The organism is Streptomyces sp. NBC_00316 (genome assembly GCF_036158715.1).
Classification (GTDB): Bacteria; Actinomycetota; Actinomycetes; order Streptomycetales; family Streptomycetaceae; genus Streptomyces.
In genome coordinates this window covers 8,531,577-8,557,569 of the sequence record NZ_CP108023.1, presented here as the reverse complement: position 1 = coordinate 8,557,569, position 25,993 = coordinate 8,531,577, and the positions used below count along the sequence as shown (strand labels likewise).

20 protein-coding genes are annotated in these 25,993 nt (G+C 69.3%); 15 read left to right on the top strand and 5 right to left on the bottom strand.

Annotation, left to right across the window (positions count from 1 at the left end; all coding sequences use genetic code 11):
* Positions 1 to 153 precede the first annotated feature (153 nt).
* Entirely contained in the window at positions 154 to 852 is a 699-nt protein-coding gene (locus OG878_RS38200) for an alpha/beta hydrolase (protein WP_328891027.1), read from the top strand.
* 99 nt (positions 853 to 951) lie between these two features.
* Here the strand turns inward: OG878_RS38200 and OG878_RS38195 are convergent, their stop codons facing one another.
* Entirely contained in the window at positions 952 to 1,179 is a 228-nt protein-coding gene (locus OG878_RS38195; protein ID WP_328891026.1) for a hypothetical protein, read from the bottom strand.
* A 277-nt stretch (positions 1,180 to 1,456) separates the two neighbouring features.
* Between OG878_RS38195 and OG878_RS38190 the strand changes: the two genes are divergently transcribed.
* The 3 genes from OG878_RS38190 (at position 1,457) to OG878_RS38180 (ending at position 4,328) form a co-directional block, all read left to right on the top strand.
* Positions 1,457 to 1,858 (top strand): PPOX class F420-dependent oxidoreductase, encoded by a 402-nt coding sequence (locus tag OG878_RS38190; RefSeq protein WP_328891025.1) that lies wholly within the window; start codon positions 1,457 to 1,459, stop codon positions 1,856 to 1,858.
* A gap of 219 nt (positions 1,859 to 2,077) precedes the next feature.
* Positions 2,078 to 2,884, top strand: a complete 807-nt coding sequence (locus OG878_RS38185; protein WP_328891024.1) for an SDR family NAD(P)-dependent oxidoreductase — start codon at positions 2,078 to 2,080, stop codon at positions 2,882 to 2,884.
* Positions 2,885 to 3,071: 187 nt separating this feature from the next.
* Positions 3,072 to 4,328 (top strand): thiamine pyrophosphate-dependent enzyme, encoded by a 1,257-nt coding sequence (locus OG878_RS38180; RefSeq protein ID WP_328891023.1) that lies wholly within the window; start codon positions 3,072 to 3,074, stop codon positions 4,326 to 4,328.
* A gap of 201 nt (positions 4,329 to 4,529) precedes the next feature.
* Here the strand turns inward: OG878_RS38180 and OG878_RS38175 are convergent, their stop codons facing one another.
* A complete protein-coding gene (locus OG878_RS38175) occupies positions 4,530 to 4,928 on the bottom strand; it encodes a DUF2218 domain-containing protein (protein ID WP_328891022.1) in 399 nt (132 codons plus the stop codon).
* A 46-nt stretch (positions 4,929 to 4,974) separates the two neighbouring features.
* Positions 4,975 to 5,580 (bottom strand): class I SAM-dependent methyltransferase, encoded by a 606-nt coding sequence (locus tag OG878_RS38170; RefSeq protein ID WP_328891021.1) that lies wholly within the window; start codon positions 5,578 to 5,580, stop codon positions 4,975 to 4,977.
* Between the two features lie 133 nt (positions 5,581 to 5,713).
* Here OG878_RS38170 and OG878_RS38165 point away from each other — a divergent pair, with 133 nt between their 5' ends.
* A complete protein-coding gene (locus tag OG878_RS38165) occupies positions 5,714 to 6,289 on the top strand; it encodes a TetR/AcrR family transcriptional regulator (RefSeq protein ID WP_328891020.1) in 576 nt (191 codons plus the stop codon).
* A gap of 344 nt (positions 6,290 to 6,633) precedes the next feature.
* On the opposite strand, the gene OG878_RS38160 is transcribed toward OG878_RS38165, so the two are convergent.
* Positions 6,634 to 7,686: a LacI family DNA-binding transcriptional regulator gene (locus OG878_RS38160; protein WP_328891019.1), complete on the bottom strand. Its 1,053-nt coding sequence runs from the start codon at positions 7,684 to 7,686 to the stop codon at positions 6,634 to 6,636.
* A gap of 222 nt (positions 7,687 to 7,908) precedes the next feature.
* On the opposite strand from OG878_RS38160, the gene OG878_RS38155 reads away from it, so the two are divergent.
* The 5 genes from OG878_RS38155 to OG878_RS38135 all read left to right on the top strand — a co-directional run bounded on the left by OG878_RS38155 (position 7,909) and on the right by OG878_RS38135 (position 16,896).
* Positions 7,909 to 8,835 (top strand): carbohydrate ABC transporter permease, encoded by a 927-nt coding sequence (locus OG878_RS38155; protein WP_328891018.1) that lies wholly within the window; start codon positions 7,909 to 7,911, stop codon positions 8,833 to 8,835.
* Positions 8,836 to 8,839: 4 nt separating this feature from the next.
* A complete protein-coding gene (locus tag OG878_RS38150; RefSeq protein WP_328891017.1) occupies positions 8,840 to 9,775 on the top strand; it encodes a carbohydrate ABC transporter permease in 936 nt (311 codons plus the stop codon).
* Positions 9,776 to 9,874: 99 nt separating this feature from the next.
* Positions 9,875 to 11,218: an ABC transporter substrate-binding protein gene (locus OG878_RS38145; RefSeq protein ID WP_328891016.1), complete on the top strand. Its 1,344-nt coding sequence runs from the start codon at positions 9,875 to 9,877 to the stop codon at positions 11,216 to 11,218.
* A 118-nt stretch (positions 11,219 to 11,336) separates the two neighbouring features.
* Entirely contained in the window at positions 11,337 to 13,388 is a 2,052-nt protein-coding gene (locus tag OG878_RS38140) for a beta-galactosidase (RefSeq protein ID WP_328891015.1), read from the top strand.
* Positions 13,389 to 14,004: 616 nt separating this feature from the next.
* Positions 14,005 to 16,896 (top strand): M4 family metallopeptidase, encoded by a 2,892-nt coding sequence (locus OG878_RS38135; protein ID WP_328891014.1) that lies wholly within the window; start codon positions 14,005 to 14,007, stop codon positions 16,894 to 16,896.
* Positions 16,897 to 17,315: 419 nt separating this feature from the next.
* On the opposite strand, the gene OG878_RS38130 is transcribed toward OG878_RS38135, so the two are convergent.
* On the bottom strand, positions 17,316 to 21,245 hold the full coding sequence (locus tag OG878_RS38130; protein ID WP_328891013.1) for a S8 family serine peptidase: 3,930 nt from the start codon (positions 21,243 to 21,245) through the stop codon (positions 17,316 to 17,318).
* Positions 21,246 to 21,483: 238 nt separating this feature from the next.
* Between OG878_RS38130 and OG878_RS38125 the strand changes: the two genes are divergently transcribed.
* From OG878_RS38125 to OG878_RS38105, 5 genes are all read left to right on the top strand, one after another.
* The gene (locus OG878_RS38125) at positions 21,484 to 22,548 is read left to right on the top strand and encodes a helix-turn-helix transcriptional regulator (protein ID WP_328891012.1); all 1,065 of its coding nucleotides are present in this window, start codon (positions 21,484 to 21,486) and stop codon (positions 22,546 to 22,548) included.
* A 211-nt stretch (positions 22,549 to 22,759) separates the two neighbouring features.
* Positions 22,760 to 22,945 (top strand): hypothetical protein, encoded by a 186-nt coding sequence (locus OG878_RS38120; RefSeq protein WP_328891011.1) that lies wholly within the window; start codon positions 22,760 to 22,762, stop codon positions 22,943 to 22,945.
* 198 nt (positions 22,946 to 23,143) lie between these two features.
* Entirely contained in the window at positions 23,144 to 23,470 is a 327-nt protein-coding gene (locus OG878_RS38115) for a hypothetical protein (protein ID WP_328891010.1), read from the top strand.
* An 18-nt stretch (positions 23,471 to 23,488) separates the two neighbouring features.
* Positions 23,489 to 23,833 carry a hypothetical protein gene (locus OG878_RS38110; protein WP_328891009.1) on the top strand — a complete coding sequence of 115 codons (345 nt, stop codon included), beginning with the start codon at positions 23,489 to 23,491 and terminating at the stop codon, positions 23,831 to 23,833.
* Positions 23,834 to 24,219: 386 nt separating this feature from the next.
* Complete coding sequence (locus tag OG878_RS38105; protein ID WP_328891523.1) at positions 24,220 to 25,503, top strand: phosphatase PAP2 family protein; 1,284 nt, start codon at positions 24,220 to 24,222, stop codon at positions 25,501 to 25,503.
* Positions 25,504 to 25,993: the final 490 nt, after the last annotated feature.

Genomic DNA, 25,993 nt, shown 5'->3' with positions numbered 1-25,993 from the left:
CCCATTAACCGGCTCACAGGCAACTCTCCTGGTGCGGCCCAACCGAGCTTCGTCTCTCCAGTTCGTCTCTCCAGCCACCCCACTCGCACCAACGACGAACTACGGCTGCCGTACCATGATCTCAAGCCTGAAGTCGGTTTGAGGAGGCGCCAATTGACCGCTGTGGTGCTCGTTCCCGGCCTGTATCACCGTTCCGAGCACTTCGCCGTGGTGGCAGAGCGTTTGCGGACCACAGGAACCGAGGTTGTCGTTCCCGAGCTCCACCGGGGCTCATTGCTCGCTGATACAGCCGCGGCCCAGGCTGCCATCGACGCGCTGCAGGAGCCTCCGGTCGTGCTCGGTCACTCCTACGGCGGGTCGGTGATCACCGGGGTGCGCGGCGCAGGACACCTGGTCTACCTGGCGGCCTTCGTGCCGGACGTCGGAGAGAGCGCGGCCGGTCTGGGTGGGGCGTCACCCCAGCTCCACGAAGCGATCAGCCCTGGGCCCGACGGCTCGACCAGCCTGCACCCCGACCGGGCTGCCGCCATCCTCTATGGTGACTGCCCCGAACCTCTCGCCGCTTGGGCGGTTGCCCTACTGCGTACTCAAGCCCCCGGCTGCGGGCGAGGAGTCCCGGAGCGCCACAGCTGGAAGCGCACTCCCTCCACCTACGTCGTCTGCGCACAGGACCGGGCCATCGACCCGGGCCTGCAGCGGAAGATGGCCTCACGATGCACCGAGGTACGCGAGTGGCAGACGGGTCACTCCCCGTTCGTAGGACAGCCCGATCTCGTCGTTGAACTCCTGCAGGAACTGCTCGCCACCACCACTTCGCGCGGGCGAGGCGAAGGGGTCACAACCGCTCGTTGACGGCTCCGATGACGACGGCCGCTTCATAGCGGACACCAGGATTCCCGGAGCAAGTGACCACCGTACAAGGGCACTTGAGAGGGCTGTCACTGCCTGGGGTCACCCCTGGATATCAGCAGTTCCCGCGCCGCACCGATTTCGCCGCCTCTCCCACCACCGGCCCAGCTTCTGCCGGGTCCACCGGGTGCCGCGGTGGTCCTCGCCGAGCACCCGCATCATGTCGGCCCACAGGTGCTCGTACGCTTCCGTGGCCCCGACCACATCACCGGCCTCCACCCGCACGCCGGCCAGGGCGAGCCGGGTGTCCAGCACGAGGGGATGGTCCACGCCTCGCGTTTCGCTTCGCGCTCGACCCGGCTGACAGGCCGCCACTTGGCCGTGTGAGGTTGGGGGGCTCGGTCGTGAAGATGTTGGGTGGGGGGGCAGTGCGGAAGGCACGTGGCGGCCTGGTCGGAGCCACGCAGAAAAGCTGCCGTCCCGCGCGGCCGTTGCGGATCCGTACGCGCCGGTGACCGACGGTTTCATGGGGCGGGTGAGGGCCGGGTTTCCTGCCGTGGCTACCGTTGCCCCAGCACCCCACCGAACCGACCCCTGGAGAACCCTCGTGTCCGTGTCCCTCGGCGAGGACGTGGTGGCGCTGCTGCGCCGCCCCAGCACCTGCTACATCGCTACGACGATGCCCGACGGCTCGCCCCAGCTCACCCAGACATGGGTCGACACCGACGGCGAGCATGTGCTGATCAACAGCGTCGAGTCGCATCAGAAGACCAGGAACATCGCGCGCGACCCGCGGGTGGCCGTCGCAGTGTCCGACCCTTCGGATCCGGCCTCCTACGTCCAGATCCGCGGCCGTGTGGTGCGTATGACCACCGAGGGGGCGGTTGACCACATCGAGGCGCTCGCGCAGAAGTATCTCGGCGGGCCCTACCCATGGTTCGGCGACCGCGACCAAGTCCGGGTGATCTATGTGATCGAACCGGAGCGGATCAGCAGCCCCCGCGGCTGACGATCACGAGGTCCAGGTCCGCCATCCCGGCCTCACCCCGTGGCTCTTCCGTGCATCAAGTGAGGTGTCCTGCGCCCACAACGCGACGTCGGAATCTTGCCAGCACGGCCCTTGGAGACTGAGCAGCATGATCCTCGAGCCCGCTCGGAACAGTGTGAGGACCTGAAGTCTCTCCTGTACCCGCGGGATGCGAATCCGGTTTCCAGAAGAGGGACAATCGTGGATCTCAAGCTTACCGACCGTGTTGCCGTCGTCACCGGCGCATCCAAGGGCATCGGGCTGGCCGTCACCCGTTCTCTTCTGGGAGAAGGCGCCAAGGTGGTGGCGGTCTCTCGCCGGATGACACCGGAACTGAAAGACCTCGAGGGAGCCTGCCTCCTCCATGTATCGGCCGACTTGATGGACCCGGATGTGCCGGGACGGGTCATCGATCGCACGATCGAGCACTTCGGCGTGCTGGACATCCTGGTGAACAACGCGGGCGGCCCGCCGCCCGGCATCACCATGCCTCGCACCGGTTTCTTCGACGGTGACGACGCCGAGTGGCAGGCCGTCTTCGAGTTCAACCTGTTCTCGGCCGTCCGTATGATCCGCGCCGCGATTCCCCGGATGATCGAGCGCGGTGGTGGTTCCATCGTCAATGTCTCCACCGGTATGGCGCGCCAGCCCGCGAGCGTCAACATCGAGTACGGGGCCGCCAAGGCCGGGCTCTCCAACCTCACCAAGGCACTGTCGGAGGAGTTCGGACCCCAGGGGATTCGGGTCAACACGGTTTCCCCGGGTGCGGTACGCACCGCGTGGTGGACCGAGAAGGGGGGAGCAGCGGATGTCATCGCCACTATGGCCGGCGCCGACCGTGACACCGTCCTGGAGACCATCGCCCCGCAGATGATGGGGCAGGTGACAGGCCGTCTGATCGATCCGCAGGAGGTCGCTGACACCATCCTGCTCCTGGCCTCACCGCGGTCGGCCAGCACGATCGGTGCCGACTTCGCCGTCGATGCCGGGTTCCACAAGAGCTTCTGACGTACACGGCCGATCGGCTGCCCGCCGCTTCGACACACTTACGGCCTTGAGGGGACAACAATGGGTGCGGTCGGCCCGTGACGTGGGACGGGCCGCACGGATCCGGTGAGGCGTGATGCTTGCCTGGGCCCGTGCGGCCTGTTCCATCCCTGCCTTGTCCGGGGTCTCTCCCGCACACTGCGGTGAGTTGCCCGAAGAACTCGCCCTGCGGTGGCAGGCCGCCCGTCGCTGCGCAAGCGAGGGGGTGCAGCTCGCAGGCGTGCCCCGGTCAGGAAGGACAGCTCGTTCGATCCAGGGCCTGATGCTCGCCGACTCCGCGCCCTGGGGCGTGGTCTACCTGTCCGTCCCGCTGGACGACTGGAACGAGCCCGCCGAGGACGGCGCTCTCGGTCTTCTACTCGAACGCGCGGTGGACGGCGCCCCCGTGGTACCGCAGCGGGCCCTGGATCTCCTCGTCGGCGCGCTGGACCGCGCCTCGGCGCCGGCCCTGGTGCTGGGGCCCGGCGCCGACACCGAGGAGGGCTTCCAGGCCGCCGTCGCACTGGCCGAGCGGGCGCGCCTGCCCGTCTGGATCGCGCCCAGCCCGCCCCGCGCGCCCTTCCCGACGCGGCACCGCTGCTACCAGGGGCAGTTGCCCTCTGCCGCGGGCGCGGTCGCTGACATCCTCGCGCAGTACGACGTCGTGGTGTGCTTCGGAGCGCCCCTCTTCCGCTACCACGCACCCAGCGACCAGGACTTCCTGCAGCCGGGCGTCAGCGTGTACGCGGTCACCGACGACCCGGACGAAGCGGCCCGCGCGCCCTTCGGACGCATCTGCGTGGGCGACCCGTCCGACGCGCTCGTACGCGTCGCCGCCACGGCCGCCGCGAGCGATCGCCCGTGGCCGCCCGCCCGTACCCTTCCCGAGGCCGACACGAGCGGGCCGCCCTTCACGGCGGAGGCGATTCTCGACGCGATCGACGCGGGGAAGAGCGACGACACCGTCATCGCGCTGGAGTGGACCTCCGCGGACATGGTGCGCGACCGACTGACCATCACCCGCCCGAAGTCGCTGTTCTACCCCGCCGCCGGGGGCCTCGGCTGGGGCCTGCCGGCGGCCATCGGGCTGCGGCTCGGGTGCCCGGAGCGACCCGTCGTCGCCCTCATCGGGGACGGCGCCATGCAGTACACCACGTCCGGACTGTGGAGCGCCGTGCGCTACCGCGTCCCCGTGACGTTCGTGGTCTGCACGAACACCACGTACCGTGCGCTGCAGGCGTTCTCCGAGATCCTGCACGTCCCCGAGGGCGACTACCTCGACATCTCGGGCCTGGGCGTCCTGGACATCGCCCGCGGCTACGGCCTCGACGTCCACCGCGCGGAGTCGCTGGAGGACCTCACGCACTACGTCCGGAAGGGGATGACCGCGACCGGCCCGCGGCTCGTCGAGATCCTCCAGCGCTGACGGTCCCGAGGCGCCCTGACGGATGACGGCGCTGTAGCGCGTTTCCCAGCCGCCCGAAGAGCAGCCCTCAGGCACGTCGCTGCAGCGACCGGAATCTCTCCTCGACCGGTCCTGCGGCCTGACCGTTTTTCGCATTCGTCACCAGGCATGGCTCCCCCTGCAGTCCCTGTCTTCGCGGGAGGATCGGCAGTCTCTGGGCACTCAGCTGCCGGCCGGCCCTTCTGACTGTCGCCAGTCCACCCGCAGTTCGTCGCGTCTGCCGAACCTGCCGATGTGCGTTTCCAGGAGGTCCTGAAGCCGCCGCAGCCCCTGTTCGTCGTCGGCCTCGGCGCGCAGCATCAGCACCTCCGGCGCGGCGTCCAAGGTGCACCGGCCCCACGGCAGGCTCACGACGCCGCGGGTGTCGGACCACTCGACGTCGATCCGGTCCGGCGTGAGCTCGGGCGGCGTGTGCGTCCCGGCCGGCGGCGTGACGTCGCCGCCGTGGTGAGACCGTGCACCGGGGCCGAGATGGCGGCCCTTGTTGCTGAAGTGCTTGCACAACTGCACGAGATACCGGCCGGGCCGGTCTGTGGGGATGCGGGCTTCGGCGATGGGCATGGCGATCCTCAAGTCGGTGGCGGTCAAAGGGAGGTTCAGGTCCTGGTCAATGTGTCGAGCCACGCCTCGACGTGGCCCGGGTCGACGCGGAGTTCGATGGCGGAGGGTTCGATGGCGTCGACCTGCCAGCCGTGGCGAACGCCGCTTCGGCGTCGCCACGCGTCACCTTGTGCACGGGGCCCCGGGCGCCGTGCTCCCGGTCACTGATGCAGAGCATGAAGCAGCGCCCGCCCGGCGACACCACGGAGCGCAGTCCGTCCACGTACGCGGTGCGGTCCTCGCCGTCGAGGACGTGGAAGAGACCGCAGTCGAGCACGGTGTCGAAGTGCTCACCGATGTCGGCCAGTTGCCGGGCATCGTGGCGCAGGAACCGCACCGCCAGGCCGCGGGCGCGCGTCGTCTCCTCTACGCTGCGCAGGGCTCGCGCGGCGAGGTCGATGCCCGTGGCGTCGAGCCCCAGCCGTGCGGCCATCTGCACGTGCTCCCCGGTACCGCAGCCGGCATCCAGTACCCGGCCCCGGATCGCACCTGCCTCGGCGAGGGCGAGGAGAGCGGGCTGGGGCCGGCCGATGTCCCAGGGCGGTGGGGTGGCGTACAGGTCGTCGGCCTCCCGGGGAACCGCCGCGTCCTGGTGATGCGGTGAGACGGACATGAGGTCCTCCCTTTGCGGGCCGCCGGATCGTTCGTGCCGGGTTCCGGCTCCGGGTGACACTCCAGATTTATCGATACAGAGTGTCTATGTCAAGTCATCATGTATGCAATAGGTCGCCTCGTACACTACTGATGTGCCGAAGCTGTGGAACGAGACGATCGAGGAGCACCGCCGCGCGGTACGGGACACGGTGCTGGAGGTGACGGCAGCCCTCGTGGCCGAGCACGGGCTACGTGGCGTGACCATGTCGCGGATCGCAGAGGGGACCGGCATCGGCCGGGCCACGCTGTACAAGTACTTCCCGGACGTCGAATCGATCGTCACGGCCTGGCACGAGCGTCAGGTCGCCGGCCATCTGCAGGAGCTGACGGCGCTGCGTGAGCGGCCCGGCAGCCCCGGCGAGCGGCTGACAACGGTCCTCGCCGCCTATGCCTTCATCCAGCAGCGCCGTCACGGTCACGATGCGGAGATCGCTGCCGTGCTGCACCGGGGGGAGCACGTCGCCCACGCCGAACAGCATCTGCTCCGGTTCACCAGTGAGATGCTCGCCGAGGGCGTGGAGGCCGGTGAGGTGCGCGATGACGTGTCACCCGTCGAGCTCGCCGCCTACTGTCTGCACGCCCTCGGCGCGGCCGGCGGTCTGCCGTCACAGGCCGCGGTGCGCAGACTCGTCCAGGTCACGGTGGACGGCCTGCGCCCCTCCCACTGACGGCCCGGGCCCCGCGTTGCGGGACCGGGGAGGCCGAACGCCCACACCGGTGACGGCGCCCTTGTGGTGGTCGGATGTCGATCATTCCGGGCATGCCGAAGGCGCCGGAGTGGTCCATGCCGATTACGCCGATTACGGGGGCCCCGAGTTGTCGGGCGTCGGAACGTCCTCGAGTCGGGGTTCCGGTGATCGCCTCGGCTCGGATCCAGGTTCGGGTTCAGGTTCGGCCTCGTCCACGCGCCGGTCGTTCACCCGACGACCACGTCGTAGTGCCGGCTCACGGGCGCATGGTCCGACAGAAGTCCGGTCACCGTCCTCCCTGTGGCGGTCACGCCCCGGCTGACCTACGCGTCCGCACGAAGAGGCGGCCGGGCGGTGCTGTCGCGTACCACGAGCCGCGTGGGTACGAGCGTGGTGCCGTGTTCTCCCCCACCATGGCGCATCCGCCGCAGGACGCCCTCGACGCACAGGCGTCCCACTCCGGCGAAGTCCTGGTGAACCGTGGTCAGCGGAGGCAGGAAGGAGCCGGCCTCGGGGATGTCGTCGAAGCCGATGACGCTGACGTCGTCGGGAATTCTCCGGCCGCGCTCGTGCAGGGCCCGCAAAAGACCCAGCGCCATCTGGTCGTTGGCAGCGAACACCGCCGTACAGTCCTTCTCGTCGGCAAGTTGCAGACCTGCGTGATAGCCGGACTCCGCCGACCAGTCACCTCGTACGACGCGTGGCAGGACGCAGCCCGCCCCGGTGAGTTCGGCGCGCCAGGCATCGGCACGGCGTTGTGCAGCGAAGGACTCCTCGGGACCGGCCAGATGCCAGACCGTGCGATGACCGAGGTCCAGCAGGTGCCGCACAGCGGCCCGGGCGCCCCCGGCCTGGTCGGTGTCGACCACGGTGTAACGGTCGCCCGCGTCCGAGTCGGCGACAACGACCTGGACATGAGGCGGCAGGGAGATGGTCGCCGCATCGAGCAGGTGCACTTCCATGATGACGATGACCGCGTCGACGGCGAGCTCTCCCAGCCGGGAGAAGGCGCCGCGCACCTCGTCCTGGGTGGGGACGGCGACGGGCAGGAGCGTGACGGCGTAGCCCTCCTGCGCCGCGGAAGTGGCGATCGCTTCCAGGGTGCGCATATTGCCCGTGGTGGAGAGGTTGAAGGTGATGACTCCGATGGTGCGGAATTCGCCGCGCTTGAGTGCCCGGGCGGCACTGTTGGGCCGGTAGCCCAACTCCTTCATGGCCGCCAGCACCTGCTGCCGGGTCTCTTCGGTGACGCCCGCATATCCGTTGGACACCCGGGAGACGGTCTGCGAGGAGACGCCGGCCAGGCGGGCGACATCCGCCATGGACGCGCTCTGCGCGCGACGCAAGGTCCGCTCGCCCGTGCGTGCCCGATCCATGCTCCTCGAGGCGCTGTCCGCGGTGTCCACCCGTCTCCCTTGTTACGTGATCGCAGTTTCAGCCGGCGACCCTTGACCACCAACATTGGCGCAGTGTAGACATGCCGCCACTGGATGTTTACGTAAACATAACAGGACGCGGCCCTCTTCAGCGCGGCATGTTTACGTAAACATCGCGACGGCGGGCGACGCCGGTTCCGAGATGGACGAGCGAGGAACGACATGACGACGCTACAACCCCCTGCGGCCGTGACCCGGCGCGCCGCCCGGCCTGCGGCGAGACGGGACCGCCGTTCCTGGACGGGGTGGGGGTTCATCGGACCCTTCGCAGTGGTCTTCGCCTTCGTGTTCCTGGCTCCGATCACCTACTCGATCTACCTCAGCCTCTTCCGCAGCAAACTCATCGGCGGCACGTCCTTCGTGGGCCTGGACAACTACCAACAGGCGCTGCACGACAGCCAGTTCTGGGACTCCTTGGAACGTGTGTCGCTGTTCCTGCTGACTCAGGTGCCGATCATGCTGGGCATCGCCCTGCTCGTGGCGCTCGCCCTGGACAGCGGGCGGCTGTACGGCAGGGACTTCTTCCGGATCTCGATCTTCCTGCCGTATGCGGTGCCCGCCGTGGTCGCCACGCTCATGTGGGGCTTCATGTACGGCACCCGCTTCGGTCTGGTGAGCGACATCAACGACGCCCTCGGCGTATCGCTGCCCAACCCGCTCGGGCCCGACCTGATCCTGGCGTCGATCGGCAACATCGTGACGTGGGAGTTCGTCGGCTACAACATGCTGATCTTCTACTCCGCACTCCGCGTCATCCCGGCCGCGCTGTACGAGGCCGCGCAGATCGACGGAGCCGGGCAGATCCGCGTGATCGCCGCCATCAAACTCCCCGCCATCCGCGGCGCCCTGGTCATCGCGACGATCTTCTCGATCATCGGCACCTTCCAGCTGTTCAACGAGCCGAGCATCCTGCAGAAGCTGGCGCCGAACTCCATCACCACCGACTACACCCCGAACTTCTACACGTACTCGCTGTCCTTCTCGGGCCAGGAGCACAACTACTCCGCGACGGTCGCCATCGTCATGGGCCTGATCACCATGGTCATCGCCTACGCCGTCCAGCTGCGCGGCATGCGCAAGGGAGCGTGAAGCGATGAGCAGCCCCGTCACCACCCTCGCCCAGCCGCCGGTTCCTTCGGCCGGCGCCGCACCCCGCCTGCGCACACCGCGCCGGCACAGCCCCGGGCGACCGCGGCGCAGCGTGCTGCTGACCGTGCTCACCGGTCTTGTCCTCCTCTACTCCCTGGTGCCGCTGGCATGGCTGATCATCAGCGCCACCAAGACGCAGGAGGGGCTGGCCCATTCCTTCGGGCTGTGGTTCAACGGAGACTTCGCCCTGTGGGACAACATCCGTGAGACGTTCACCTACAACGACGGCGTCTTCACCCGCTGGCTGCTGAACACCGTGCTGTACGTCGTGGTCGGGGCCGGGGGCGCCACCTTGCTGGCGGTCCTGGGCGGCTACGCCCTGGCGAAATTCACGTTCCCCGGCAAACGCGCCGTCTTCGCCGTCGTCATCGGTGCCGTCGCGGTGCCGGGCACCGCCCTGGCCGTCCCCATCTTCCTGATGTTCAGCAAGATGGGGCTGACCGACACCCCGTGGTCGGTGATCATCCCGTCCCTCATCTCGCCGTTCGGCCTCTATCTGATGTGGGTCTTCGCCTCCGAGGCCGTCCCCGACGAACTGCTGGAGGCCGCCCGCATCGACGGCGCGGGGGAACTGCGCACCTTTTTCCAGGTCGTCCTGCCGCTGCTCGCACCCGGCATCGTGACCGTCGCGCTGTTCACGATGGTCGCGACCTGGAACAACTACTTCCTGCCGCTGATCATGCTCAAGGACCCGGACTGGTATCCGCTGACCCTGGGCCTGAACAGCTGGAACGCCCAGGCCGCCACCGCCGGCGGCACGCCCGTCTTCAACCTCGTGATCACCGGCTCGCTGGTCACCATCCTGCCGCTGATCGCCGCGTTCCTCATGCTGCAGAAGTACTGGCAGTCCGGGCTCGCCGCCGGAAGCGTCAAGGAGTAACCCCGGAGCACCGGACCGCAGCACCTCACCCGGTCTCCCCCACAGATTCTCAACCCTCATCAGGCACGGTTTCGGCCACGACGAAGTGGAAACACGCCCATGCACATGAACCCCCGCCGCCTGCTGCGCGGCCTCGCCCTGGTCTCGGCCCTCGCCTTGGGGGCGACCGCCTGCGGCAGCTCCGGCGACAACAGCTCCAGCACGAAGCCGGTCTCCGCCAAGGACATCGACGCGGCCCTGAAGAAGGGCGGCACCCTCACGGTCTGGGCCTGGGAGCCCACACTGAAGCAGGTCGCCGCAGACTTCCAGAAGGAACACCCGGCCGTCCACGTCAAGCTCGTCAACTCGGGCACCGGCAACGACCAGTACAAGGCCCTGCAGAACGCCATCTCCGCGAAGAAGGGCGTCCCCGACGTCGCGCAGATCGAGTACTACGCACTGGGGCAGTACGCGCTGACGAAGGGTCTGGACGACCTGACGCCGTACGGCGCCGACAAGCTCGCGAGCAAGTACTCCCCCGGCCCGTGGAACTCCGTGAAATCCGGCACCAAGAACGTGTACGCGCTTCCGATGGACTCCGGGCCCATGGCCCTCTTCTACAACAAGAAGGTCTTCGACACGTACAAGATCAAGGTGCCGACGACGTGGGACGAGTACCTCACGGCGGCCCGCGCCCTGCACAAGGCCGACCCCAAGGTGTACATCGCCAATGACACCGGCGACGCCGGTGAGACCACCAGCCTGCTGTGGCAGGCCGGTTCGCGACCCTACAAGGTCGACGGCACGAACGTGAAGATCGACTTCTCCGACGCCGGCGCCCAGAAGTACACCGCCGTCTGGCAGAAGCTCCTCGACGAGAAGCTGCTCGCGCCGATCACCGGCTGGAGCGACGACTGGTACAAGGGGCTGGGCGACGGCACCATCGCGACCCTGGCCACCGGAGCGTGGATGCCCGCCAACTTCGCCACGGGCGTGAAGGGTGCCTCCGGCGACTGGCGCGCCGCACCGCTGCCCGCGTGGACCGCCGGTGACAAGGCCAGCGCGGAGAACGGCGGCAGCTCCCTGGCCCTGCCCACACTGGGCAAGAACAAGGAACTCGCCTACGCCTTCACCGAGTACGCGAACGCCGGCAAGGGCGTGCAGACCCGACTCACGGCGGGCGCCTTCCCGGCGACCACCGCGGATCTGCAGTCCAGCTCGTTCCAGAACACCGCGTTTCCGTACTTCGGCGGACAGCAGGCCAACAAGGTCTTCGCCGAGTCGGCCGCGAACGTCGCCTCCGACTGGTCGTACCTGCCGTACCAGGTCTACGCCAACTCGATCTTCAACGACACCGTCGGCAAGGCCTACATATCCGGCACCAAGCTGACCGACGGTCTGAAGAGCTGGCAGGACGCCTCCGTCAAGTACGGAAACGAGCAGGGCTTCACCGTTCAGAAGTAACCGCTCGGAAGCACCCGCCCGGAGGCTGCCGCTGAGGAGCGAGCTCGCAGCGACAGCCTCCCGAAAGCAACCACGCATCACCTCGCACCACCCCGTGCGGTACACCGGAAGGACCACCATGATCTCCACCCTCCTGTCCCAGTTGCAGCACGGGCCGGACGGTGATCCCACTCCGCGCCTCGCCTACGGAGCCGACTACAACCCGGAGCAGTGGCCACGCGAGGTGTGGGAGGAGGACGTACGGCTGATGCGCAAGGCCGGCGTCAACATCGTCTCCGTGGGGATCTTCTCCTGGGCCCGCATCCAGCCGGCCGAGCACGAGTGGGACTTCTCCTGGCTCGACGAGGTCATGGACCTGCTGTACGCGGGAGGCATCGGAGTCGACCTGGCCACCGCCACCGCGTCCCCGCCACCCTGGCTCACCACGGCGCACCCGGAGATCCTCCCGGTGACCGCCTCCGGTGAGACGGTGTGGCCGGGGGCGCGGCAGCACTGGCGTCCCACCTCGCCCGTCTTCCGCGAGCACGCGCTGCGCCTGGTGCGGACGATGGCCGAGCGGTACGCGAACCATCCCGCGCTGGTGGCCTGGCACGTCTCCAACGAGCTGGGCTGCCACAACATCTACGACTACTCCGACGACGCCGCCCACGCCTTCCGCGACTGGCTGCGCGCCCGGTACACCACGCTCGACGGACTCAACCACGCCTGGGGCACCGCGTTCTGGTCCCAGAGGTACAGCGGCTGGGAGCAGATCCTGCCGCCCCGGCTGGCCGCATCCCACCCGAACCCGACGCAGCAGCTGGACTTCAAGCGCTTCTCCTCCGACGCGCTGAAGGAGTATCTGCGCGCGGAGCGGGACGTGCTGCGCGCGATCACGCCCGATGTTCCCGTCACCACGAACTTCATGGTCATGGGCGGCACCAAGGGAATGAACTACGCCGACTGGGCTGACGAGATCGACTTCGTCTCCAACGACCACTACGTCACGCCCGGCCCTCAGGACCGCGACGAACTGTCCTTCTCCGCCAACCTCGTCAGCGGAATCTCGGGCGGACGGCCGTGGTTCCTCATGGAGCACTCCACCAGCGCCGTCAACTGGCAGGCCGTCAACCTGGCCAAACGCCCCGGCGACCTCGCCCGCGACTCACTGCTACACGTCGCGCACGGCGCCGACGCCGTGTGCTTCTTCCAGTGGCGACAGTCGGCGGCCGGCGCCGAGAAATACCACTCGGCGATGCTGCCACACACCGGGCCCGACAGTGACGCCTTCCGCGCGGTGACCGACCTCGGCCGGACCCTCAGGGCGCTGGCTCCGGTCGCGGGATCCGAACGCGAAGCAGCACGCGTCGGGATCATCTTCGACTGGGAGTCGTGGTGGGCGAGTGAGCAGGACTCCCATCCCACTTCCCTCCTCGACTACCGCAAGGAGGCACTCGACTGGTACTCCGCCCTCCTCACCCTCGGCGTACGGGCAGACGTCGTCACCGCACAGGGCGATCTCGACCGGTACCAGCTCCTGATCGCGCCGGTGCTGCACGTCATGCCCGCCGCGCTGGCCAAGGAACTCACCCGGTACACCGAGAACGGCGGCCACCTGGTCACCACGTACTTCTCCGGCGTCGTCGACGAGAACGACCACATCTGGCTCGGCGGCTACCCGGGAGCCCTGCGCGACCTGCTCGGTATCCGCATCGAGGAGTTCGGCCCCCTGCTCGACGGCGACGCGGTCGAAGTCGCTCTGGAAGGCCCCACGATGGGCACCCTGTGGACCGACCGGATCACCGTCACCGACCCCGAGGTGGAGGTGCTGGCCGAGTACCGCAGCGGTGCGTATGCCGGCCGCCCCGCCATCACCCGCCGCGCCGTGGGCCAGGGTTCGGCTGCCTACGTCTCCACCCGGCTGGACGTGGAGGGCCTCACCGCCCTGCTGCCGAAGCTGCTCGGCCCTGCCGATGTCGGAAGTGAACTGCCTGCGCAGGCAAGGGGAATCGTCGAGCTGATCGTGCGCCGCGACACCGACAGCCGCTACCTCTTCCTGGTCAACCGGACCGACGACACGGTGTCGCTGCCCGGACTCACCGGGGAACTGCTGATCGGCCGGGCAGGCGATGACGGCGCCCTCGTCCTGTCCTCCAGGGACGTCGCCGTGCTGCGGCAGCCCGCGATCTGACGGCGGAGATTCGCCGCGCACGGTACGGCCCCCGGCGGTTCGGCGAGCCGAGAGGCGGCGAACGACACGAACGACTGCACCGGGATCCGGCGGCGGAGACCCCGCCGCCGGTGACTCCTGGATGCCGGCGTATCCCCGAACTCGCGGTCGGCCACGGTGATGTACATGGCATTGTCGTGCCCGCGTCGGGGTCTCGAACCGACGTCAGAACGGCCCTGCGCTGTTGCGTGCTGCGCAGCCCGTTGCGCTTGAGCAGGTCGCCGGCGGACCGCTCCACGCTTGAGAATCGACACGGTCATATCCGGCGTGTCCGGGCAGGTCACCATCGGTGCGACCGTCACCCCACCGGCGAGTCGGCCCCGTGGCCGGGCGGCAGGCAGAGGCCTCGATTTCTGCTGGGCAGATGAACCCACGGGCCGGGGATGTCGGCCGCACCGGGACCGGGCCTGCTGCTTCGCACCTGCGCAACTGCGCTTACTGGCCCCGAAGATCCTCTTGTGGTTCGTGTGCGGGACGACAAAGGTGCAGTCCGAGCCGCGGGGGCGCGATGGGCCCCGATCATCTGATGTCCCACTACCGGGCCCGGGCTGCACCGGGCCGTCGGAGGCACTTGCACATGTCATCACACATACGGCGGCGGCCTGCTCGCAGACCCGGCCGCGCCGGTCTGTCGGCCCTGCTCGCCGTCACAGCGGCCCTGAGCGTCACCGGCCTGGCCTCTCCCGCACAGGCGACCGGGCCGGCCGTACCGAGCGGGGACACCCCGCCGGGTACGGAGACACCCGCCCTGGTGGACGGGCTCGCAGACGCGGTGGACGCGTCCGTCCCGGCCGCGACCGCGGCCCGGACCCATCTGGCCGGGCACAAGGACCGCTACCGGATTCCCTCGCCCGACCGGGATTTGAGCACCGACATCGTCACCACGGACCCCGACGGTCTCGACACGGTACGCCTGGACCAGAAGTACCGCGGAGTCCCGGTCCTGGGCGCCCAGTACGTGGTCCGGATGACGAACCGGAACGGCAAGCGGACCGTCACCGGAACCTCCGGCTCCTACTTCACCGCCCTCGACGTCGACACCGACAAGGCGACCCTGCCCGTCGGCACCGCCGTGGACGGCGCGGTGCGGCAGGTGCAGGCCGAGCTGGCCAAGGGCGGATACCGTCCCACCCATGCGAGGCGCGGGGCTGACACCCTCTCCGGCACCGACCGCGGGCTGACCGTTCTGCCGGCCGGCAAGGGCGTGCTGGCCCGCCACGTCACCGTACGCGGCACCGACCCCGCCACCGGCGCGCCGGTGGTGCAGGAGGTCTACGTCGATGCCGCCACCGGCGTCGCGCTCTTCGAGGCCGGCGGGCTGCCGACCTTCACGGCGCCACGGCAGGCCCCAGGCCACCAGGACGGCAAGCCCGGCAAGCCGACGAAGCCGGGTGATCCTGCCCAGCCCGGCAACGGGTCGGCCGGTGTCACCGGACAGGGCACCCTTCTCAACGGCACCACTGTGCCGCTGTACCTGACCAAGGACGTTGCCACCGGCCAGTATCTGCTGCGCGACACCGCGCACATGGCCGGCAGCAAGCAGCGGGGCGGCGTCATCCAGACCTGGGACGCTTCCAGTCTCTGGTACCAGGATGTCTCCGGCGTATGGCCGGAGGGCGTCGTACCGTTCACCTCGCCCACCCCGAAGACCGGCCCGGAGCTGACCGCGTCCGGTGCGGTCGACGCGCACTGGGCTGCCGGGAAGGTGTACGAGTACTACCGTGACACCTTCAAGCGCGACAGCCTCGACGACGAGGGCATGGCGATCAACTCCCTGGTCGGCGTGACCGACTACGGCTCTCCGTTCGTCAACGCCTTCTGGGACCACACCAAGATGGTGTACGGCACCGGCGACGACGAGTACCGATCGCTGGCCTCCGACCTCGACGTGGTGGGCCACGAGATGACCCACGGCGTGGTCGAACACACCGCAAACCTCGTCTATGCCGGCCAGTCCGGTGCCATGAACGAGGCGATGGCCGACTACTTCGGCAACGTCATCGACGTCACCGCCAACCGCACCCCGATGAGCGACCCCGACGCGGGCCTGATCGGCGGCGACCTGTGCCGGAACCGGACGCCCCGGGAATGCGCGTTCCGCGACCTGAACGACGGTGCCACCACGGCGAAGTTCCTCGGCCTGCCCCTCGGCTCGGCCTACGACAACGGTGGTGTGCACGTAAACTCCACCATCTTCAGCGGCGCGCTGTGGGACATCCGTGAAAGCCTCGGCGGCCCGCTGGCCGACCGCATCGTCTACCGGGCGCTGTCCTCGTACGTCGCCCCGCTCGACGGCTTCGACGAGGGCCGGGACGCGGTCGTCGCCGCGGCCAAGTCGCTCGGGGTGAAGGGCGGTCAGCTGACCGCGGTGAAGAAGGCCTTCGAAGCCCACGGCGTCGTCCCGGGCTGGGAGAACAACCTGGGACTGGACAGTGACGTCCTGGTCGGCAGACTCGGCACCCTGATGTCGTTCGTCGGCACCGGCAACAGCCCCAGCGCCGGCAACGGGTGGTGGGCGGTCCCCAAGTCCAGCGCGGACAGCACCGCTCCGTACGCCGTGTGGGTCGGCCGTACCGACGGCAGGCGCAAGGCCCGGCAGATCTCCCCGAACGACGGCCGGTCCCACCTCAGCCCGGTCACCGACGGCAAGCGCGTGGTCTGGGTGGCCGTGGGCGACGTCTCCCCCGACGACCCCTACTCCCACACCTACGACATCATGTCCGCGCCGGTCGGCGGGGGCGCGCCGAAGACGCTCTTCAGCACCACCGGCGAAATCAGCGGCCTCAGCGTCGACGGTGACACAGTGGCGTGGTCCAAGCGGGATGAGGAAACCGGGCTGCAGCGGGTCTCCTTCCTGACGGGTGGCAGCACCACCCCGCAGGTGGTTCCGGTCGGCCGGGACTACAACCAGGCGGTCAAGCCGGCCGTGAAGGACGGACGCATCGCGTACATCCAGGACGGGCTGTTCGAGGGCGGCTACGGTGTCGTCGTCGAGGTCTACGACATCGCGACGGGCACGACCACACCGCTGGGCGCGCCCTCGCAGCCGGAGTGGATCAGCTCGCCGGTCGTCACGGCGTCCGGCGTGTACTGGCTCATCGACACCGACTACACCGACGACGACTTCACCACCCTGCGCCGGGCGGACGTCGACGGTACCGATGTCACCGACCTCATCGCGGAGAAGGGGCCGAATCCGGTCCGCGCCTACGGCCTCACCGCCTCGAACACCGCGGTCACCCTGACGGTCTACGCCTCGTACCGCGAGGTGTTCGACGACTACAACGACTCCCTCGCGAAGCTCCAGCAGTTCACCCCGAAGGGCGCCCCGCTCGGCCGCGTCTCCTGCAGCCACGGCCAGCAGTCCAATGCGGCGGCCGACACCGGCAGCCGTGTGCTCTGGATGGACACCACCACCACGGACACCGACCTGGTGACCAGGGACCACCCGGCAGGCACGTGCGCCTGAGCACCTCCTGCACGACCATCCGACGGGGTCCGGACCGGCGTTCACCGGTCCGGACCCCGTCGGCCTTGGGATCTCCGGCCGCCGCATGGGGTGCACAGACCGGCCTCGGAAGGGACGGGTCCTCAACTCCGAGGGCGGCGGGTTCACGGCCTGCGGTTCCGGCCCATTGCCGGGCCCCGTCCACTGAACGTCGAAAATGGCATGGAGATCGCTGAAACGCGCCGCACCTGAGAGTGGTCCTCATCCAGGTTTGCGTGACCAGAGAATGCCTTCGCCACCGGTCACAAGCCTGTGGTCCCGAGTGCGGGTCCATACCCTCCGCTCGAACGGCAGAGCTTGGCCTCGGAGGCATTCGGCGCGACGGAGGCGGGCCTGCCACCCCGAGGGGTGGCAGGCCCGCCTCCGACCGGATCAGCGGATCAGTAGTGGAATCGCTCCAGGCCGTTCGCCCAGGGATTTACCAGGTAGCCGGTGCGCGTGCCGGGGTCGATGAACAGGCCGCGGCGACTGGTGAAGTCGAAATTGGACGTCGTGAGCGTGGAGCTCACAAGGTTGGCGATGGGGTGCCGGGCCAGCACCTTCCCGGTGTCCGGGTCCAGGGCGGTGATCTCGCTCAGGGCGTTGTTGTCGTCCGTGGTGGCCTCCTCGTACAGGTGGGCGACGAGGGCAAGGTGGTGCTCGGTGTCGAGCGCCGGCCACATGACGCCCCTGGTCCCCAGGTCGCCCGGCGCGGAGGTGGTCAGGGTCTTCTGGTCCGCGGACCGCCAGGTACTCGTGGGGAACGCACCGCTCGAGTAGTTCGGTGTCGCGGGGCCGGCGACGACGTACAGCCGGTCCCCCTTGCCGTCCGGCAGCAGACCGGCGGTGCAGGCCGGCATCGTGGTGAGCGGCGAGACCACCCGGGTGACGGGGTCGACCGCCACGGCCCAGTAAGGGACGCGTCCGGACAGGCACGGTCCCATGGTGCCGGTGGTGGCGACGAAGAAGGTGCCCGTCGAGGCGTCCACCGAGACGTTGCTGAAACTCCGTCCCGGATTGGTCTCGTTGACCGGAACCGGGTCGGAGACCCGGCCCGTGGCCATGTCGACCGTCCACAGGCTGGCCACGCCGGACAGCCCGTCGAACGTCATCACGGCTGCCCGGTGACGGGCCGGATCGACGACCCCGCCCTGGTAGGAGACCGATGGGGAGCCGCCTCCCTGGACCAGCGGGCTCAGCTTCACCTCGGCCCCGGTCGCGGTGTCGCGCAGGTCGACCTGCGGAGGCGCGGCGCCGTCGAAGGACTGGTGCGCGATGAGGGTGTGCCCCGTCGCCGGATCGCCCCCCACCACCTCCTGCATCATCGACGTGCCGGTGTCGTGCGAGATCTGGGTGCCGAGCTCTCCGTCGGCCAGGGAGTACGCGGTGGTGGCCGAGCCGCGCAGGTGCGTCCAGCCGTCGTCCCCCTGGGCGAAGTCGTCGACGGCCAGCAGCGCGGTGCCGTTGCTGACTTCGAAGTTCTCCAGGGTCCCGGAAACCGTGTCGCCGTCGAGATACTGCACGAACGACGTGGGTGACGCCTGCCCGACGGGCTTGCCCGCGCGCGTGGCGAGGATACGGACCGGGTACTGCAGGCCGGTGGGCAGGCCCAGAGCCTCGAGGTCGAGGACCGTTCTGCCCCTGACCGACGGCAGGGGCCGGAAGAGGGTGGAGGCGTGGTCGACCCCGTTGTCGTCGCGGCCGCTTCCGTTCTGGTTGGTGGCGGTGTTCAGCGCCCCGTACAGGGTCGGTGCCGGGGTCAGGAACTCGATCACGGCGCCGTCGGCGTGCTTGACCGAGCCGGCATCCCACGAGACCGTCAACCGCGGCTCGGCGAGGGACAGCTCCGCGGCGTGCGCCTTGACGGTGGCCCCGTGGCTCAGCAGCGGGGCCTCGGGCCGCTGGTCCGCGTCGGGCCCGACACGCAGCGCCCGGAAGTCGCCGAAGACCTGACCTCCGTACAGGGTGATGCCGACGCCGTAGAGTCCGGCGCCGCCGGCTTCGAACGCGGAGGCGGGGATGGTCACGGAGCCCTTGGTGCCGGTGAGCTTCGTGCGCCATGCGGCACGCCACTTGTCGCTGGTGGTGAAGGGCGTCCAGTGGCCGACCGAGGAGAGCACCAGTTCCGGGCCGGTCGTGTCGCGGAGGCCGGTGAGGTCGTAGTGCACGGTGACGGCCCTGCCCAGCGGGGACGAGCCGGGCGCGCGGGGGGCCTGCGGTTGCAGGTAGGTCCCGTCGGTGGCACCGAAGGTGAGCCTGCGGGCGGCGGAGGCCACCACCCTGCCGCGGTCGAGCGCCTCGAACGTCACCTGCACGCTCCGCGGACCGGACGAGGCCAGCGGCAGGCCCGCCGCGCCGAGCAGTTCGCGCGGCAGGACGCGCAGGCTGGGCCCGTCGGAGGGGATGGTCCCCTTCTTGCCCACGCGCAGACGGTACGTCAGTCCGTCGTGGGCACCGGTGAGGTCGAGTCCGAACGTGATGGGCGAGACGGTGTTCTGACCGGACGGGGTGTCCACGGCGACCGCGGGCCCGGCCAGGTCGATGGCGGACGGGTCGGTGGCCTCGACGAACGATGTGGTGGGGCTGACCGACAGGATCTGACGCTCGGCAACGGACAGACGCACCGCGGATCGGGCGACGTCACGGCGCTCGGCGAGCACCTTCTCCACGGCCGCGGTCACATCCAGTTGCGGGCCCATGCGCAACTTCTGGTCGGCCTGCGGCGGTTGGGCGAGCGGCCGGCCGGTGGCGACCAGCAGGTCCCGGACCTTGCGCGGGGTGAGTTTCTGCCCGGTCTCCTCGGCGGCCGCCAGCACGTCGGCCGCCGCTGCGGCGATCATCGGTGCGGAGGCAGACGTGCCGCCGTTGAGCACCACACTCGTGCCGTCGGATGTGTGCATCAGCGAGGGCAGGTTGTCGCCCGGGGCCGCGATGTCGATCCGGGTGCCGAAGCCCGATGAGTAGCCCGCGGAGCCGTTGTAGCGGGTCGTCGGGTAGGCGGCCGTGCGGACGTCGTCCGAGGTGAGGGTGTCGTCGACGGTGGTTCCTCCCGCCGCTATCACCCCGGTGTCACGGACCAGCGTCGGGGTGGTGGTGGGGGCGACGTCGTCGATGTGGGTCTGGGCGTGGGTGTTCGACGTCAGGTCGGTAGGTGTGCTGCCGCCGTCCGGGCCCACCGACACCGGCAGACCGAGGCGGGTGCCGTCATTCGACGACACGACCACCACGATGCCCGAGTCAACGATCGAGCGCAGGGTGTCCCTGATCTCGGGGTCGTCCTCCAGCCACCGCGAGGGGAAGCCGATCGACCCGTCGGTGCCGAAGCCGAGGCTGGCGGTGATCACGTCGGGGCGTGGCTTCTGGGCCGCCGCGGCCCGGAGGGCCGTCGCGATGCCCACGGCTGACGGCTCCTCCGGAATGACGAGCCGGTACTGCGCACCCGGTGCGATGCCCAGCAGATCGGTGGCGCCGCTTCCGGTGGCATCCGGGCGCTGCCGGTCGTGGGGCAGCGGGGCCATCATCGAGAAGTCGAGCAGCACCTCGGCAAGGTTGGGGTCCTGGCCCTCTATGGATCCGGTCGGATCGAGACGGCCCGCGTTGTCGCTGGTGTAGGTGGGAATGAGCGGCAAGGACGGATAGTCCAGGTACCGCTGGCCGTGCTGGACGACGGTGGTGGGACCGTAGGCGCGCACATAGTCGTCGCCCGCGTCCGCCATGGACTGGTCGGTGAGGTCGCCCAGCGACACGTTGGTGACGATCTGGCCGTCGCCGGGCAGCGCGTGGAGATACTTCGCGCTGTCCTGGAAGGCGCCGACCGCGTTGACGCCGCCGGAGTTGAGGTACGACTGGAACGACGTCGTCAGGCCCTCGTTGGTGGGCAGGCCGTCGAGGGCGGCCGGTCCGGCGGTGCGGGCCGCGGCACGCGGGCCGAGGTTGTCGATGGCCGCGCGTACCCCCTCCGGGAGCGGCACGGCCCCGGAGTTCATGGTCTGCGGCCGGACCGCGGAGCGGGTCCCTCCGGAGGCGGTGCCCACGCTGTACGGCGTCAGCGCGGAGGCGTTCGCGCGGCGCTGGATGATCTCGGCGGACGGGGAGAGAGCGGTGCCGAATCCGCTGCGCCCCTTGGTCCCGGGCACGGGAAATGCCCTGGTGGTACCGTCCTTGCGGGTCAGGGTTCCCGTTCCGTCATCGGACCAGTGCACCACCGAGCCGTCGGCGAGGGTGAGGGTGTGCGCGGTGGCAGCGGAGGTCGGCGGCGCCGACGGGTGCGCATCGGCAGCTTGGGCCATGGGAGTTGCGCCGGCTGCGAGAAGGAGAGCGGCGAGCGTCATCAACCGGGCTCGTCTGAAACGTAGGGACATGCAACGCCCTTCGAGGATCGTGCGGAAGTGACCGACTACGTCTTCGGAACTGGCGGGACGGTGCTCACCTTGACGGCGCCAGGTCACGCTGGACAAGATCCGGTTGTCGCGGGTTCGCGCAGTTGCTCACATGCGCGTCCGCTCGCGACCGGCTGGTTCAGGCGTGAGGCCGGCCGCAGATCCGCGACGCACAGGGGTGACAGGCTGTATGGATGTCTCATCGGGCGGCCCGTGGGCGGGAACCGGGCTGGCACCCCTCAGCGGCCGGGTCCTGGAGTACCTGGTGGGCCACCCCGCCGCCGACTCCCCCACGGTGGCGGCGGCGGTCGGCGCGTCGGCCGACGAGATCGGCCGCGCGCTGCGGACCCTGGAGGACGAGCTCCTGGTCATCCGGATCGACGGCCGGCCCCCGCGATGGGAGGCCGGGCCGCCACGCTCGTCCCTGGGGTCCCTGCTGGCCCGTAGGCGGAGCGAACTGGCCCAGACGGAGCTGTACATGGAGCAGCTCCACGGGATCTACCGCGCCGTGTCACGCCCGGACGCCCCGCATCTGGTGGAGGTCCTGGAACACGGCGAAGAGGTGTCCGCGCGCTATGCGTATCTGCTGAAGGGCAGCAGACACGAAGTGCTGCACCTGGCGAAGCCGCCCTATGTGACCGAGCCCGCCGACGGCTCCGCCCACCGGCATCCGGCCGAGTTCGCCGTCCACGAAGGAGTGCGGTTGCGGTCCGTCTACGACACCGAGGGCTTCACCGACGAGGTGTCCTTGGAGACGGCGTTGCGGGGCACCGCCGGAGGCGGTGAATTCCGGCTCAGCTCGCGACTTCCGGTCAAACTGGTGCTCTTCGACCGGACCACCGCCTTGTTGCCGCTGCACGGCGACCGGCCTTCGGCGGGGTCACTGGTGGTGCACTCCTTGGCGCTCATGGACGTGTTCGCCGCACTGTTCGAGTCCATCTGGGAACGTGCAGTGCCGATGTCCCTGGAAAGCCGGCAGGACTGGCCCGTCCCGCGCCAGGTTCACGGCACGGCGGAGACCGACGAGCGGACCCGGGAGATCCTCCACCTGATGGCGACCGGCATGAAGGACGACGCCATCGCCAGAGTGCTCGGTGTCAGCCGCCGGACCGTGCAGAAGCACGTCAGCGAGGCGGGCAGCGTGCTCGGCGCCAGAACGCGCTTCCAGATCGCCCTTCTTGCAGCGGAGCGGGGCTGGCTGGACGGGGGCCTGGCCTCCGGCGAAGGGCCCCGCAGGCCCGCCGGGCGGTCCTGACGGACGCCCGTGCCGGCGCCGCCCACGACGTCCGGGCGCCGCCGGTTGCCGTGGGCGGTCGGCGTCCTTGCCGCGTGGTCTCGGCTGCGTGGCAGGTGGTGCGGCCAACCCTGCGTGCTGACAGCCGACTTGCCGCCGATGGCGGCGGGCACCTCCACCGGGAGATGAAGCGGGCCCTGGGCCCGGCCCACTTCGAGGGCCGGACCCTGGGGTGGCCGGCACCACCGCGATCAACGTGCCGCTCCCCCGGCTGAAGGCCGACCTCACCGGCACCATCGAGGAGATGCTGCTCACCGACTCCGCGTTCGCCGGCGGGCACACCATCGACGGCCGCGACGGCACGTTCGCAATGAGGCTGCACGAGAACCCAGGTACGACGCGTCGCACCGCGCACTGAAATCGGTGTTTCTGCTTCGACAATCGGATCATCGCCCTCGGCTCCGGCATCGAGAACACCGACCACACCACGAGACCGAGACCACCCTGTTCCAGAGCGCCCTGAGCGACCGGTCCGTCCCCACCTGCATCGACGCCATCCCCGTCACCACGTTCCCCTAACGAGCGGCCCGACCTGCGGCTCTCCTCCGCGTGCTGGATGCTCGACGGCTCCGGCACCGGCTACTACGTGCCGGCCGGGCAGCGCGTCGTCCTCCGCCGAACCACCCAGCAGTCCCGCGACCAGGGGACGGACCTGCCCACGAGCGGTGACTTCGCGACGGCCTGGATCCGCTACGGAAAGGCTCCCCGGAACGCAGCCTACGAGTACGCCATGCTGGTGGACGCCGACGCCGAGACGATGACCGCCTTCACCCGCGCCATGGGGGCGCCGGACACCGCCCCCTACACGGTCCGGCGCGCCCACTCCGTGGCCCACGTGGTGACGGACCGGACCACCGGGATCACCGGCTACGCAGTCTTCTAGGCCACCCGCCGTCTCCGTGTGGGCCCGGTACGCGAGGTGGACACCGCCTGCCTGCTGCTCACCAGAACCGACGCGGAAGGCCTGATCGTCTCGGCCTGCGATCCCGACCTCCGGCTCTACCTGGGCAAGGATCGCGATCAGTACCGCGGCAACGTGTACGTCGGCAACTACACCTCGTTCTCACGCGAGTGGATCGCGAACCCCAGTGAGGAGCACCGTCTGACGGTCGTCCTCGAAGGCCGGTGGCGCCCTGCGGACACCGAACAGCCTTGCCGTACAAGGCCGCACGGGAACGCAACCTGCGTGGAGTTCATCACGGTGGACGGCCGCCCCGCCCAGGTCCGGCTGGTTCCGGCCGGCTGACGGCCTGACCCACGATCGAGATCAGAGCGACCCTGTTCCGGCCGTCGACGGGCAACCCGGTCGCTTGACGCCGGTACCGGCTGTGCATGCGCGCGCCGGGATGCTCGCACCGGGGACACCCCCGTCCACCCGGCCGCCCGCGCGGCCCCCATCCGGGGCCGCGCGGCACTTCATGTCTGCCGTGGCCGCGGGGAAAGGAAGACGATCGCCGAATTCGACGTACTTGTGATCAGCGAAAAACCACCCGCTCCGCTAACATGTTCGAGCTCGCAATGATCACATTGAAATATTACAAATCGGCTGAAAAATTGATATCTACGGTAACGCGAGTGCCTTCGCGAACAGACGGCAGCCGCCGGTTGGCTGCATGGCGTCAACCACGCGTCATGCTGTGGATCGCGGTGAGTGTGGTGGGCCTCGCATTCCTCATTGCCCTGGAGATCGCCGCGCGTCGGTACGGCGAGCGGGGGCCGATCACCGACCAGGCGCGAGAAGTGATATTCGCCCCCAGATCGGGGACGGTGCTGTACGTCAGCATGGCGTTGATGCTGGTGGTGCTCACCTGGCGGCAGCGGTTCATCGCGGTCGGCGCCGCGGTCGGTATCGACGTCGTCTTCTGGCTCGTTCGGTGGGCTGCCGGTGCCGAGATGATGTTCGGCAACGGCGCATTGTGGGTGACGTTGGCCTGTGCCGTCATCGCCGTCACGCGCCGCACCGGCCAGGACCGCGTCCTGCTGCTGAAAGGCGTCGGACTGGCCCTGCTGCTGGTGACCGGCCGCAAGACCGGCTACGCCTGGCTGCTGATCACGTCGAAGACCCGCCCTGTGGTGCTCGACCAGTACGTGGCAACCGCTGATCATGCGTTGGGGAACCCGTCGTGGCTGGCGGGCCGGATCGTCGCGGCCACCGGCACGGTCGGCGCCCACGTTCTCGACTGGGTCTACATTCAGCTCGCGGTGGCAGCGGTCGCCGTCGCGCTGTACCAGCTGCGTAACGTGGCGGTCGAGCGCCGCTTCCCGGGCCATCATCTGGTGCGGACCTTCCTCGCCATCGGCCTGCTCGGGCCGGCCATCTACATGATCTTCCCGGTGGTCGGACCGATTCTCGCCTACGGTGCCGACGGGGGGCACTGGGCGGTGGCCGACCTGTGGCCGGACACGCCGCAGCCGGTCAGCACCCCGCACCCGATGCCCTTCGACGAGATCACCCCGCGCAATTGCATGCCCAGTCTGCACACGGCGTGGGCCACCGCGATCTTCATTCATTCCCGCAAGGGCCCGTGGGCTCTACGATCCGCCGGCACGTTCTGGCTGATCGCCACGCTCGGTGCAACGCTGGGTTTCGGCTACCACTACGGAGCGGACATCATCGCCGGTGTGGTGTTCACGCTGACGATCGAGGCGGCGCTGCGCTCGCTCGACCGCGGTTGGGACCGGTCGGGAATCCAGCTGGTCGTCTACGGCGCCGCGGTCTTCGCCGCCCTCTTGGCGTCGTATCGCTATCTGTCCATGGAGATGGCCGAACATCCGTGGGTGTTCGGGCCGCTGCTCATTCTGGCGATGACCTCGATGATCTACGGCTGCGTACGGACCACCAAGCTGTGGGAACGGAATGCCGCGTCGGCCCATCTGCCGGAACCACGACGCGAACCGCAGCCCGAACTGGTGTGAGTCGGTGCAGCGGGTCGTGGGCTGAGCTCCTCCCGGGCGCGGCCGGCAGCGTGGTCGGTTCTGACCGCGCTGCCATGAAGGCCCCGCCTTCCGCCGGCCCCGAGTCCCTTACCCCGACAGAGCCCTGCACCGCCCACGCGGTGGTGCGGGGCTCTGTCGGGCCCGGACGGGGCCCGTCCCTCTGGCGCAGTCATCACGGAAGCGCGGGGCTCGAGACGGGCGCAGGCCACCGCGACGGTCTCCTCCGGCTGCAGTCGCGGACGTAGGCGTCGGGTGCGAAGTTCTGCTTCGGCGCCGGCCACGGCTCCGCGGTGTCGGTGCGCAAGCTGACGTGAATTCCGCCGACGCCGTTGGCCGTCGGAGCCCAGCAGAACGGGCCGTACCGTTGTCCGCACGGCGTGCGCACCAGCCGCGACTCCATGGTCTCGCCACGCCGCATCAAAGGCCCCGGGAAACACGCCCGAGCGATCAGCGAGATGCGGCCGCTGCC

What these genes read in the sequence shown, in the direction of transcription:
- OG878_RS38175 (WP_328891022.1), bottom strand. Translation starts at nt 4,928, where the DNA reads ATGCCCATCGCCGAAGCCCGCATCCCCACAGACCGGCCCGGCCGGTAT.
- OG878_RS38170 (WP_328891021.1), bottom strand. Translation starts at nt 5,580, where the DNA reads ATGTCCGTCTCACCGCATCACCAGGACGCGGCGGTTCCCCGGGAGGCC.
- OG878_RS38160 (WP_328891019.1), bottom strand. Translation starts at nt 7,686, where the DNA reads ATGGATCGGGCACGCACGGGCGAGCGGACCTTGCGTCGCGCGCAGAGC.
- OG878_RS38155 (WP_328891018.1), top strand. Translation starts at nt 7,909, where the DNA reads ATGACGACGCTACAACCCCCTGCGGCCGTGACCCGGCGCGCCGCCCGG.
- OG878_RS38150 (WP_328891017.1), top strand. Translation starts at nt 8,840, where the DNA reads ATGAGCAGCCCCGTCACCACCCTCGCCCAGCCGCCGGTTCCTTCGGCC.
- OG878_RS38145 (WP_328891016.1), top strand. Translation starts at nt 9,875, where the DNA reads ATGCACATGAACCCCCGCCGCCTGCTGCGCGGCCTCGCCCTGGTCTCG.
- OG878_RS38140 (WP_328891015.1), top strand. Translation starts at nt 11,337, where the DNA reads ATGATCTCCACCCTCCTGTCCCAGTTGCAGCACGGGCCGGACGGTGAT.
- OG878_RS38135 (WP_328891014.1), top strand. Translation starts at nt 14,005, where the DNA reads ATGTCATCACACATACGGCGGCGGCCTGCTCGCAGACCCGGCCGCGCC.
- OG878_RS38130 (WP_328891013.1), bottom strand. Translation starts at nt 21,245, where the DNA reads ATGACGCTCGCCGCTCTCCTTCTCGCAGCCGGCGCAACTCCCATGGCC.
- OG878_RS38125 (WP_328891012.1), top strand. Translation starts at nt 21,484, where the DNA reads ATGGATGTCTCATCGGGCGGCCCGTGGGCGGGAACCGGGCTGGCACCC.
- OG878_RS38115 (WP_328891010.1), top strand. Translation starts at nt 23,144, where the DNA reads ATGCTCGACGGCTCCGGCACCGGCTACTACGTGCCGGCCGGGCAGCGC.
- OG878_RS38105 (WP_328891523.1), top strand. Translation starts at nt 24,220, where the DNA reads ATGCTGTGGATCGCGGTGAGTGTGGTGGGCCTCGCATTCCTCATTGCC.